Source organism: Dermacoccus nishinomiyaensis (assembly GCF_900447535.1).
GTDB lineage: Bacteria > Actinomycetota > Actinomycetes > Actinomycetales > Dermatophilaceae > Dermacoccus > Dermacoccus nishinomiyaensis.
Genome location: NZ_UFXX01000002.1, coordinates 319,609 through 332,230 on the forward strand (window position 1 = coordinate 319,609; position 12,622 = coordinate 332,230).

The 12,622-nt window shown below is 69.9% G+C and carries 9 protein-coding genes; 7 read left to right on the forward strand and 2 right to left on the reverse strand.

Annotation, left to right across the window (positions count from 1 at the left end; translation table 11 throughout):
- Positions 1-12: 12 nt before the first annotated feature.
- Positions 13-714 carry an MOSC domain-containing protein gene (locus DYE07_RS13300; RefSeq protein WP_237723754.1) on the reverse strand — a complete coding sequence of 234 codons (702 nt, stop codon included), beginning with the start codon at positions 712-714 and terminating at the stop codon, positions 13-15.
- Between the two features lie 4 nt (positions 715-718).
- On the opposite strand from DYE07_RS13300, the gene DYE07_RS13305 reads away from it, so the two are divergent.
- From DYE07_RS13305 to DYE07_RS13335, 7 genes are all read left to right on the forward strand, one after another.
- Positions 719-901 carry a hypothetical protein gene (locus tag DYE07_RS13305; RefSeq protein ID WP_147286944.1) on the forward strand — a complete coding sequence of 61 codons (183 nt, stop codon included), beginning with the start codon at positions 719-721 and terminating at the stop codon, positions 899-901.
- A 76-nt stretch (positions 902-977) separates the two neighbouring features.
- Complete coding sequence (locus DYE07_RS13310; RefSeq protein WP_006947330.1) at positions 978-2,666, forward strand: DUF885 domain-containing protein; 1,689 nt, start codon at positions 978-980, stop codon at positions 2,664-2,666.
- 195 nt (positions 2,667-2,861) lie between these two features.
- Positions 2,862-5,273 (forward strand): GNAT family N-acetyltransferase, encoded by a 2,412-nt coding sequence (locus tag DYE07_RS13315; protein ID WP_115297257.1) that lies wholly within the window; start codon positions 2,862-2,864, stop codon positions 5,271-5,273.
- Between the two features lie 230 nt (positions 5,274-5,503).
- Entirely contained in the window at positions 5,504-7,168 is a 1,665-nt protein-coding gene (locus DYE07_RS13320) for an L-lactate permease (RefSeq protein ID WP_006947397.1), read from the forward strand.
- Between the two features lie 77 nt (positions 7,169-7,245).
- Positions 7,246-9,126 (forward strand): Na+/H+ antiporter, encoded by a 1,881-nt coding sequence (locus DYE07_RS13325; protein WP_115297258.1) that lies wholly within the window; start codon positions 7,246-7,248, stop codon positions 9,124-9,126.
- Positions 9,127-9,168: 42 nt separating this feature from the next.
- Positions 9,169-9,852 carry a Maf family protein gene (locus tag DYE07_RS13330; protein WP_115297259.1) on the forward strand — a complete coding sequence of 228 codons (684 nt, stop codon included), beginning with the start codon at positions 9,169-9,171 and terminating at the stop codon, positions 9,850-9,852.
- A 196-nt stretch (positions 9,853-10,048) separates the two neighbouring features.
- Complete coding sequence (locus tag DYE07_RS13335; RefSeq protein ID WP_115297260.1) at positions 10,049-11,350, forward strand: hypothetical protein; 1,302 nt, start codon at positions 10,049-10,051, stop codon at positions 11,348-11,350.
- Between the two features lie 69 nt (positions 11,351-11,419).
- Here the strand turns inward: DYE07_RS13335 and DYE07_RS13340 are convergent, their stop codons facing one another.
- Entirely contained in the window at positions 11,420-12,595 is a 1,176-nt protein-coding gene (locus DYE07_RS13340) for a serine/threonine-protein kinase (RefSeq protein ID WP_115297261.1), read from the reverse strand.
- Positions 12,596-12,622 lie beyond the last annotated feature (27 nt).

Below are 12,622 nucleotides of genomic sequence, written 5' to 3' on the forward strand. Positions count from 1 at the left end.
GGGCAATGACGCTCAGCGCAGCTTGGCTTCGAGCTTGGCCTGGTAGCGCGGCGCCAGCACGCCGGCCGCGACGACGCGTTCGATGATCGCGCGGGCACCGCCGGTGTAGGCGCGGAACACGTCGACGACGGTGACGCCGTGCTCGGGCATGTCGACGACGTCGACCATGTCGCCCGCCGTGATCGTTCCGGGCTCGACGACGCGGGTGTACGCGCCGGGCCGTCCGTGGTCGGTGAAGCGCTTGACCCAGTGCGGCTCGTCGATCGCCCAGGCGAAGGTTCGGCAGGGAACGCGGGGGCCGGTCACCTCGAGCAGCGCCGTGCCCATGCGCCAGCGGGTGCCGATGACGGCGTCGTCGACGCGGACGCCCCGCGTCGTGACGTTCTCGCCGAAGGCCCCGTCGGGAATCGAACGCCCCAGCTCGGCGCCCCAGTGGTCGAGCTCCTCACGCGCGACCACGTACACCGCCTGCTCGCTGCCCCCGTGATGCTCGAGATCACCGACGTGGTCACCGCTGACGCCGCTGCGACCACCCGCCTCGCGCGTGCCGGGGTCGGCGACGCCGATGCTCGCGACGGGTCGCTTGCGCATCCCCGTGAGGTGCTTCTTCGCATCCCACACCTCTGGTCGGCCGATCTGGACACCGACGACGACGAGCTCTCCACCTGCGGTGGGTGACGTGGCGTCGGCCCGCGCCGCTGAGGTGGAAGCCAAGTCCGTGGACGCCGCGGTGGAGCTCGCGGACTCCGCCGAGCCGGATGTCGGTGACGCGGCCGTCGTCGCGGTGGATTTCGCCTGCTCCTCCGAGCCCGATGCCGAGGCCTCGGCCGACGCCCTCTGCCCCGCTGCCGCTGCCTTCACAGCACCCGCCGCAGCGGGCCGGGCGTCAGGATCGGCGTGAGATGGACTCATCGGCGGCGTCGTCATGGGCGTCAATGTACTTGCGCGCTGTGACGTGCGTCGCGTTGGATCGGTACATGAGCACCTCGAGCGAGCCCCGCGCCACGACCCGTCTCGACGAGATCGCGGACGGCTACCTCGACGCGTCCGTCGCGCTGTCGCCGATCGAGGCAACGGCGCTCGGCATCCCGGGCCAGGATCATCTGCTCGACGACTTCTCCCCCGACGGTTACGCGGCCGCGTCCGATCTGCGTCGCTCGACGTTGTCGGCGCTGCGCACCGCGTCGGCGCAGGACGACGTGGACGCCGTGACGCTCGCCGCGCTGCAGGAGCGCCTCGAGCTCGCCGAGGAGATCCATGACGCCGGCTACGACCTCGCCGACCTCAACGTCATCGCGTCGCCGCTGCAGATGATGCGCGACACCTTCGACCTCATGCCGACCGACAGCGACGAGGACTGGGAGACGATCGCGCACCGGCTGCGCGCCGTCCCCGAGGCGCTCGACGGCTGGTTCGCGTCGCTCGATCACGCCGCGTCGCAGGGCATCGTCGCGGCGCAGCGCCAGATCGAACGCTGCAGCGAGCAATGCGCCGAGCACGGCGGACGCGACGGGTACTTCCTCTCGCTCGCCGAGCGCGCCGCCGTCGAGGGTGGTGGCGATGCCAGCGCGGTGCAGGACGAGGTGCGCGAGGCTGCCGCGCTCGCCGCGCGGGCCTACGCCGACGCAGGGGCGCGGCTGCGCGACGAACTGCTGCCGCGCGCGCCCGAGCACGACGGGGTGGGGCGTGAGCGGTACGCGCTGCACAGCCGCGAGTTCCTCGGCGCGCGAGTCGACCTCGAGGAGACCTACCGCTGGGGTCAGGACGAACTCGCGCGCATCACCGACGAGATGTCGCGCCTCGCCGAACGCATCGCGCCCGGCGCCGGCGTCAAGGGCGCGATGGCCGCCCTCGACGCCGACGACGCGTACGCCCTGCACGGCACCGACGCGCTGCGCGCCTGGATGCAGGCGAGCGCCGACGCCGCCGTCAGCGCTCTGGCGGACACGCACTTCGACATCCCCGACCCGGTGCGTCGCATCGAGTGCATGATCGCGCCCACGTCCTCGGGCGGCATCTACTACACCGGCCCGAGCGAGGATTTCTCCCGCCCCGGACGCATGTGGTGGGCGGTGCCGAAGGGCGTCGAACGGTTCGGCACGTGGCGCGAACTGACGACCGTCTACCACGAGGGCGTCCCCGGCCATCACCTGCAGATCGGGCAGACGATGTACCGCTCGGGCCTGCTCAACCGGTGGCGCCGCATGGGGTCGTGGACATCCGGGCACGCGGAGGGCTGGGCCCTGTACGCCGAGCGCCTCATGGACGAGCTCGGCTTCCACACGGACGACGCCACCCGCCTCGGCATGCTCGACGGGCAGTCGCTGCGCGCCGCGCGCGTCATCGTCGACATCGGCGTGCACTGCGGTTTCGAGGCTCCCGCCGAGGTTGGTGGGGGCGCCTGGACGTACGACAAGGCGTGGGCATTCCTGTCGGCGCACGCCGACATGGCCGAGGGCTTCCTGCGCTTCGAGCTCGACCGCTACCTCGGCTGGCCGGGGCAGGCGCCGTCGTACTCGATCGGCGAGCGCCTGTGGCTGTCGCTGCGCGAGGAGACGCGTCGTCGCGAGGGCGCAGCCTTCGACCTCAAGGCCTTCCACCGTCGCGCCCTCGACATCGGCGGCGTCGGCCTCGACGTCCTGCGCGACGCCATCCTCGCCCCCTGACCCACCTGCGATTCCTATCCACCTTCGCGATTCGCGTCCCCATCGGCGAACCGCGTCCACCTTCGCGCCTCTGAGCGAATGTGAACGAAAAACGCAGATGGGGCGGGCCCCATGCGTGCCTGACGGGGTGGGAGCGGGGGCGCCGGTAGGCTGGCGGCAAGCCGATGTCCCCAACCTTCGGAGCGCTACGCCACCATGTCGCCCACCCAGTCGAGCCTCGCCACGACCTCGCCCTACTCGATCGTCGCCGTCGACGCTGACGAGTTCGTCCGGACGATCCACGACGCGGGCGCGCGCGTGCCCGTCGAGCAGTCGCCCGAGTGGGCGCGCTACGACGATTCGCTGCCGGGCCGCCGTCACTGGCGCTACCTGCTCGTCCACGACGCCGCGGGCGCCCACGTCGCCGCACTGAGCCTGACGGAGTTCGCCGGCCGCGCGCTCGTGCAGCTGTGGGGCAAGTTCGCCCCGATCTGGCTGACGCACGCCGCGCCCAGCGCCGCTGAGGAGCGTGCCCTGCGCGACGCCCTGGCCGCGTACGTCAAGGCCGAGCACCCCAAGGCGGCACTCGTCCGCCTGCACGCCACGCACGCGGCGCCCGACCTCACCGAGCCGCTCACCGAGGTCTTCTACGACCGTACGCTCGTGCTCGACCTCTCGCTCAGCGAGGACGAGCTGATGGTGTCGATGTCGAAGAACGGCCGCCGTGACCTGCGGTACGGGCTCAAGAACGACGCCCTGGTCTTCACCGACGAGACGGGCATCAGCGAACAGGACTTCGCTGAGCAGGTCTTCCCCGTCTTCACCGAGACCGCCGAACGCGGCCACTTCGACCTGCGTCCCGCGCAGTTCTACTTCAACATGCTCTCCCAGCTCGGCCCCGACATCTGCCGCCTCTACACGGTGCGAGACACCTCTGCGGGCGGCGCCGTCGTCGCGTGGGCGCTCGTCACCATCTATGACGGCGAGGCGCGCTACTTCTACGCCGCGACGAGCGCGGCCGCCCGCAAGAGCTTCGCTGCCAACCGCATGGTCTGGGAGTGCATGCTCGCGGCGAAGAGCCGCGGCGCGTCGACGTTCGACTTCATGGGTCTTGGCAGCGACCGCGCGCCCGCGCTCAGCTCGCTCGACGGTTTCAAGCTCAAGTTCGGCAAGGACGGCGCGCGTGACGTCCCGGGCCCGTGGGATCTCGTCGTGCGCCCGCAGGTGCTCTCCGCGTACCGTGCGTCGACGAAGGCCAAGGCCCTCGTGCGTGACGCCCGCAGCAAGGGTCCGAGCACCGTTCACAGCCTGCCGTCGCGGACGATGCGCACCGCCTCGTGCGCCGCCACCGCCCTCGCCGCGAAGGTCGCCGGCCCCGCACGCGGTGCGACGCCGGGTCAGGGCGGCACTCCCGCGGTGCTGCCGGTCGTGCTCGACTTCACCCTCTCGGGCTACGCCCTGGCGCGCGCGTTCCACGAGCGTTACGGCCTGACGAGCGTCCTCGTCGTCCCGTTCACGACGGGCGCGACGGCCGACTCAACGCTGTTCCACGACACGCGAGAACTCGGGTTCGCCGCGATCAACGACCACGACCTCGTCCTCACCGAGATCCGCCGTATCGCCGCTGAGAACCCCGATCTGACGATCATTCCGCTGACGAACAACGACGGCTACGTGCAGTCGTTGTCGGCGAAGCGCGACACGCTCGGCACCAACGTCGTCGTGCCACACGAGAGCCCCGCGATGCTCGAGCGCATCTCCGACAAGAACCACTTCAACGCCGTCTGCGCCGAGGCGGGCGTCGCGACGCCGGGCACCGTCGTCCTCGACTTCGCCACCGGGCGCCCGAGCGCCGACGACGTCACCTTCCCCTACCCGATCATCGTCAAGCCCGCCGATTCGGCACTGCACAACGCCTTGTCGATGCCGGGCAAGAAGAAGCTGTACGAGGTCGACTCGCGCGACGAGCTCGACGCGCTCATCACCCGCCTCGTCGACGCGGGCTTCACCGGCGAGATGCTCGCGCAGGATCTCATCCCCGGCGACGAGATCCTGTCGGTCACGATGTACCGCGCGAAGAACGGCGAGATCACGCTGGCGCGCACGTCGCGGGTGCTCCTGCAGGATCCGCGTCCGGCCTACCTCGGCATCCCCGACGTCCAGGTCGTGCAGGACATGCCCGACGTCGTCGAAGCCTCGCGCCGCATCCTCGAGACGGCCGACTATCACGGCTTCGCCAACCTCGACGCCATCCGCGACCCGCGTGACGGTTCCGTCAAGTTCTTCGAGGTCAACCCGCGCTACGGACGCAACTGCTACTACGCCACCGGTTCGGGGGCGAACGTCGCCGAGCAGCTCGTCAGCGACCTCGTCGAGAACTCCCCCGTCACCGCGCCGGCGCCGTCCGACGACCTCGTCTACACCGTCCTGCCGCCGCAGACCATCGCGCGTCTGCTGCCGAAGGGCGCAGAGCGCGACGCCGCCGCGGCGCTCGTCAAGCGCGGACGCTGGGCCGACCCGCTCAAGTACGACGGGGAGCGCAACCCGAAGCACAAGGCGTACGCGCAGATCGCGGCGTGGAACCACGTGCGCGCCTACCGCGGCGCGCCGCGCATCGTCGGGGGCTGACGCCGCACGCAGTCTGTCGCTCACCCACTCGCCGCCCGGTCGAGCCCGGCATCGGTCCTCACTGATGCCGGGCTTCGTCATGCTCGCGCCGGCCGCGCCACAACCCTCCCCGTCCGAGACGCAACGAGAGCTGCATCACGTCGATGTGACCTGCATCATGTACAGTTTGGTCTGACCAATAATGGTCCGACCAAAGCTGAGCCAGCCTCCCCACCCCGCAAGGAGTCCGCGTGATCACCTACACCGCGACCCCCGACGCCGTCGGCGACAGCCTGGCGCTGTCCGCTCTCGTGGGCTCGTTGCCCCTCCTCACGTTCTTCGCGATGCTGTTGATCGCCAAGGCCAGCGCCTACGTCGCAGGCCTCGCGAGCCTCGTCGTCTCGCTCGTCATCGCCGTCGTCGCGTTCGGCATGCCGACACACCTCGCCCTGCTGTCGGCGACACAGGGCGCCGTCTACGGTCTCGTGCCGATCGTGTGGATCGTCGTCATGGCGCTGTGGTTCTACCGGGTCACCGTCATCTCGGGCCGCTTCAACGACCTGCGCTCGATCTTCGACGCGATCGGCGGCGGCGACATTCGCATCCAGGCCATGCTCATCGCGTTCTGCTTCGGCGGCCTTCTCGAGGCCCTCGCCGGGTTCGGCGCGCCGGTCGCCATCACGGCGACGATGGTGCTCGCCCTCGGGCTCAAGCCGCTCAAGACGGCCGTCGTGTGCCTCATCGCGAACACGGCGCCGGTGGCGTTCGGCGCCGTCGCCATCCCGATCACGACCGCCGGGAACCTGACGGGCCTCGACCCCGCGCACATCGGTGCCGTCGTCGGCCACCAGGCACCGTTCTTCGCGATAGCCGTTCCCTTCTTCCTCATGATGATCATCGACGGCAAGCGCGGGCTCGTCCAGGCGTGGCCCGCTGCGCTCGTCACCGGTGGCGCGTTCGCGATCGCGCAGTGGTGGTGTTCGACGTACTTCTCGTACGAGTTGACGGACGTCGTCGCCTCGCTCGTCGGGCTCGCGGCCGCCATCGTCCTGCTGCGCTTCTGGAAGCCCAAGGGCGCCGACGACGTGCGTCGCAGCCTCGACATCGAAGCGCCCGTTCCCGCCGAGGCGCTCAGCGCCTCCCGCATCTGGATGGCCGTGCTGCCCTATCTGCTCGTCGTCGTCGTGTTCGGCATCGCGAAGCTGTGGAAGCTGGGCGTCGACATCCCTGCGAAGCTCAGCGCCACCGACGTCAAGATTCCCTGGCCGGGCCTCAACGGCGAGCTCGTCAACGCCAAGGGCAAGTCGATCTCCTCGACCGTCTACACGCTGCAGTGGCTGTCGAGCCCGGGCACGCTGCTGTTCCTCACCGGGCTCATGGTCGCGATCGTCTACTCCCTGCGTGACGGCGGCGGCCGCTTCCCGCTCACGCTGGGTGAGGCGTTCAAGGAGATCGGGCGTTGCTTCTACACGATGCGCTTCTCGGCGCTGACGATCGCGTCGGTGCTCGCGCTCGCCTACGTCATGAACTTCTCCGGCCAGACCATCGCGATCGGCACGTTCGTCGCCGGGCTGGGCGCGTGGTTCGCGTTCCTGTCGCCCGTGCTCGGCTGGGTCGGCACCGCCGTCACCGGCTCGGACACCTCGGCGAACGCCCTGTTCTCGACGCTGCAGCAGACGGCCGCGGAGAAGGCCGGGCTCGACCCGCACCTCATGACGGCGGCCAACACCTCCGGTGGAGTCGTCGGCAAGATGATCTCGCCACAGTCGCTGGCCATCGCGGCGACAGCCGTCGGCCTGCAGGGCAAGGAGTCGAAGATCTTCCGCGCCGTCGTGCTGTGGTCGCTCGGCATGCTGCTCGTGCTGTGCACGCTCGTCTACCTGCAGGCGCACGCCCTGTCGTGGATGCTGCCCTGAGTCACCTCATCCTCTGAGCCCCGCATGACGGCCGGACGTATTCTGCGGATCCGCTCGCCATCCGCGACAATGTCGACGTGCACATCGCTCTTCCCATCTTCCTGCTCGTCGCGACGACGATCAGTGTCTCCGTCCTCGCGCGCCGCGTCGGCCTGTCGGCGCCGCTGCTGCTCGTCGCCATCGGCGCGGTGGCGTCGTACCTGCCGCAGGTCCCCGAGGTCCACGTCGACTCCGAAGTGATCCTGCTCGGGTTCCTGCCGCCACTGCTGTACGCGACGGCGATCCGCACCTCGATCATCGATCTCAAGCGCGACGTGTTCCAGATCGTCCAGCTGTCGATCCTGCTCGTCCTCGTGACGGCGTTCGCCGTCGGGCTCGTCTCGTGGTGGCTCATGCCCGTCGGGTTCGCCGCCGCGATGGCGCTCGGCGGTGTCGTCGCTCCCCCGGACGCCGTCGCCGCGACCGCCGTCGCCCGCCGCATCGGGTTGCCGCGACGTCTCGTCGCCGTCCTCGAGGGCGAGTCGCTCTTCAACGACGCGACGGCCCTCGTCACCGTCGGCACCGCCGTGAGCGCGCTGACGGGGTCGTTCTCGGCGAGCAGGGCCGGCCTCGCCTTCGTCATCGCGGCGCTCGGCGGCATCGTCATCGGTGTCATCGCGTTCTACGTCGTGGAGTTCGTGCAGAAGCACATCCGCGACGCCGTGACGAGCGTCGCGATCAGCATCATCACGCCGTGGGTCGCCTACCTCCCGGCGGAGGCGATCAAGGCATCTGGTGTCATCGCCGTCGTCGTCACCGGCGTGCTGCTCGGCTTCAAGGCGCCGTACTACAACACGGCGCAGGCGCGGGTCGCATCGCGGATGAACTGGAACTCGATCCAGTTCCTGCTCGAGAACATGGTGTTCCTGCTCATCGGCCTGCAGGTGTCGATGATCATCGACCAGGTCCAAACATCGGACCTCGGCCTCGAACGCACCAGCCTGTACGCGGTCGCCGTCCTCGTCACCGTCATGCTCGTGCGGCCGATGTTCATCATCGCTGCGACCTGGCTCGGCAAGGTCTCGCGCTGGGATTCGCGCCCCCTCAGCCTGCGCGAGGGCGCCGTCGCCGGCTGGGCGGGCATGCGCGGAGTGGTGACGCTCGCCGCCGCGTTCCTGCTGCCGCCCGAGACGCCGCACCGCGAGTCGCTCGTCTTCATCGCGCTCGTCGTGACGATCGGCACGCTCGTCATCCAGGGCTTCACCCTCGGCCGCGTGGCCAACCTCATGAAGCTACGCGCGCCCGACCCGCGTGAGGACGCCCTCGCGCGCGCCCAGGTCATGCAGGCCTCCGTCGATGCCGGTGAGGCGGCGATGCGCAAGGCCCTCGCGGACGACCCGGAACTGGCGGACACCCCCGAGGCAATCATCAAGTCGCTGCAGAAGCAGGGCATGCGCCGCGCGAACCTGCAGTGGGAACTGCTCGGCAACAACGACACGATGGGACCGACGCAGCAGTACCGCATCCTGCGTCAGAAGATGATCGACGCCGAACGCGAGAAGGCGCTCGAGATGCGTAACGAGGGCCGCGTCGACCACGAGGTCATCGACAGCATCATGATGCAGCTCGACATCGAGGAGTCGATGATCGTCACCGCCGAGGAGCGCGACGCCGGGCTGCGCGATGCAGGCCCGCTGCTCACGCCGGAGGTTCGTCAGGGCGGCTGCGAACACCTGGAGAAGGCCGCGCGCGACGACGCCTCACCCCAGTCGCACGACGGCTGCCAGGGCTGCCTGGAGGAGGGTCGGACGTGGCTGCACCTGCGCATGTGCACCGAGTGCGGGTACGTCGGCTGCTGCGACTCCTCCGCCGGTCAACACGCGACGAAGCATTTCCGCGCGACCGGTCACCCCGTCATGCGCTCGTTCGAGGCGGGCGAGGAATGGCGTTGGTGCTTCGTCGACAACCTGCCGGGCTGACGGGCGTCCGGCCCGCCTCACCGCGCCGATATTCTTGAGCCCATGACCGTCCTCGTGCTCGCCTCGAAGTCCCCCGCCCGCCTCGCGACCCTGCGCAGCGCCGGCATCGAACCGTTCGTCCTCGTCTCCGACGTCGACGAGGACGCTGCCGTGGTCGCCGCCCGCGCGCAGCACGACGGGCCGGACGAACTCGCCGCCGAGGACGTGGCGCTGCTGCTCGCGAACGCGAAGTGCGAGGCCGTCGCGTCGGTGCTCGCGCAGGACGAGGTTCCGGCCGAGACGCCCGACGCGTTCATCGAGGACGGCGGCATCATCCTGGGGTGCGACTCGGTGCTCGAGTTCGACGGTGCGATCCTCGGCAAGCCCGCGGACGCCGCCGACGCCCGCGCGCGCTGGCAGGCGATGCGGGGGCGCAGCGGCACCCTGCACACCGGTCACTGGATCGTCGACGACCGTGTCGAGGGCACCGGCGCGACGTTCGGTGCCGTCTCGTCGACGATCGTCCACTTCGCCGACCTTGACGACGCGGAGATCGACGCCTACGTCGCCACCGGCGAACCGCTGTGGGTGGCGGGCGCGTTCACGATCGACGGCCTCGCGGGCGCCTACGTCGAACGCATCGAGGGCGACCCGCACACCGTCGTCGGCCTCGGTCTGCCGCTGCTGCGCGAGATGCTCGCCGAGATCGGCGTCGCCTGGCACGAGCTGTGGAACATGGCAGCCTGACCTGGCTCGGTCAGCAGGGACCACCGCACGGGCGCGTGGGGAAACCCTGATCCGCCGCCCTGTCGTCAACCCCTGACGGCGAGAGCTGGCCGCACCGCGTCCGGCGCAGGGCGACGCATCGAAAGGCCGCTTACGGCCCCCGTGCGCCTGATCACCTGAGACACTGTCAGCGCACGAACTCATGGGGAGGAACACGATGGGCAACTCGCGCGTCGCGGCATCGCTGACGGCACTGACGTGCGCGGCCGCCTTCGCGGCAGCACCGGCGTACGGCGAGGACGCCGCGACGAACACATTCGTTCCCGGCGGCCACGCGGTCGAGTTGTCCCTCGCCTCCGGCCAGGGCACGCCGCTGGCGCCGGGGCTGTACTCCTCGACGCTGCCCGTCGATGCGACGTCACGGTACGTCGAGGTCAAGCGCGGCGAGGGCGAGCGCCTCAGCGTCAGCATCAACGGCTCGGCGAGCTGGAAGGGCAACGCGTGGTCCGTCGACTCCGGCTCGCAGGGCCTGCAGCTCACGCTGACGACGGAGGACGGCGCCACGACATGCGGTTCCGACTCGGATTCGCTGACGAGCAGCGGCACGCCCGGGTTGCTCGCGACGCACGTCGACGTCGACGAGGCCAAGACGGCGCGCACGTCGTCATCGCTCGGTTCGGGCGCTGACGCCTGCCTGGCCGCGACGTCGTATCGGCTCGAGATCAAGCGCACCATCGACGGCGACAACGCCACGCCCATGCCCGTGCAGATCGCCGTGAAGCGCACGCCCCGCGTCAACGGCACCGTCAAGGTGCCTGCGGGCGAGGTGCCCGACATGACGACGCAGGCGCTCGAGGCGTCCACGACGGCGACGGCCGGTGACGGTTTCGCCAGCGCCACGATCCTGCGTCCCGGCGGGTACACGGTGAAGACGCCCATCGGCCGGCGCTTGTTCTTCCGCGTGCATCTGTCGTGGGGTCAGCGCATGTCGTTCGGCTGGCAGGCGCCGAAGAACGGCACGACGTACAACCCGTCGCAGGATCTCAACCTGTCGATGCAGATGTTCAACCCCTCCCTCGTCTCCGCGACGCTGTCGGGCGCCGGGACGTCGTCGGGTTACCTGTTCGAGTCGTCGTCGGATTCGGGCTCGAAGGATCTTGGCGTCTACACCGCTCCGATCGACTACGGCAACGCGAACGTCGACTCGAGCGGCTCGGACGCACTGCAGTGGCACAGCGACCCGGGCTGGTATTACGTGGTGCTCGACGTGACGCCGTCGTCGTCGACGCCGAAGCCGAAGCTGCAGGATTCCTCGGAGTTCGACAGCGTCCTGTCCGTGCGCGTCACGGGGACGCCGAACGCGGGCCCGTCGATGGCGGTGCAGCAGCCCGAGCCGGGAAACGTCAGCGGCGTCGGCAAGTCGTCGGCTAACCCGCTGCTGTGGGGCGGCGCACTCGTCCTCGGCATCGGCGCGGTCGTCGGGCTCGGGTACGTGCTGCGACGCCGCGAGAATCACTGACATTTGCCAGGCGCCGTCAGACACGCTCGCTCTGGCCGCGTGAGGCTGCAGGTCAGCGCCTCGCCGGCGTCAGCCCTGCCAGGAGTACGAGCCGTCCTTCTCGGTGCAGGTGAGGGTCTTGCCGCTCGTCGTCTGGGCGGTCGTGCCGGCGTCGGCGTAGGCGCAGACGCCGCCGGTGTTGGCGAGCTGCGGGTCGTACGCGCCGTCGCCCGCGCCCCACGGCTGCCAGAGCGCGAACGCTGCCGCGATGGCCGCCGCCAGAGCGGCCGGAGCCGCGATCCACGCCTTGACGGTGGGGCGACGGCGCACCGCTGCGCCGTCGATGACCGTGGCGGGCGCCGCGGAGGAGTCCGTGAAGCCGTCGAGGGCGCGGGCGGCCGCACCTGCCTCGAGGCGGACGAACTCCCCTGACGTCGTCATCTCGGGCAGGCGGTCGGGGATCGGGCGGGCCGCCCATTCCTGCCAGGCGTTCTCCGGGAGCATGAGCCAGCTGAGGGCGTCGCGCGCGTTGGCGGGCCGCCGGTCGGCGACGGGATCGGCGAGGGCGACGAGCAGGTTCCACAGCGAGTAGGGGATACCCTCGGGGCGCGGGGGCACGTCGTCCTTGCGGACACGGATGCTCGCTCCGGGTTTGATGCCGGTCAGCATGTGCAGGCCCATCATTCCGGCGGAGTACAGATCCTGACGGGGGTCGGGATCGTCGCCCTTGGCCTGCTCAGGCGACATGTAGCCCGGTGTGCCGAGAACCATCTCGTTGCTCGTGAGGCGGGGCGCGTCGACGCTGACGGCGATGCCGAAGTCGGTGATCCACGCGGAGGGGCGGCCCATGCCGGTCGCTTCGAGCAGGATGTTGGCGGGTTTGATGTCGCGGTGCACGATGCCGGCGCTGTGGCAGGCGTCGAGTCCGTCGAGGATCTGGCGCATGAGTTCGGCGACCAGCGGGTAGGGCAGGGCGCCGTTCTCCTTGACGAGTTCGCTGAGCGAGCCACCGTCGATGAGGGGCATCGTGAAGATGACGCGGCCGTCCTCGCCGGCCCAGCCGAGGGGGGTGACGACGTGATTGTGCTCGATGCGCATGCCTTGTTCGCGCATGAAGCGCAGCAGCGATCCGGCGTCGGACTGGCGCAACAGTTTCGCTGCGACGAGGCGGCGCGACTTGTGGTCGTTGACGCGCCACACGGACCCCATGCCGCCCTCACCGATCTGGTCGATGAGTTCGTAGCGTCCAGCGAACATCTCACCCATGGGTTCGTCTGCCTCCCCGCAGCCTGC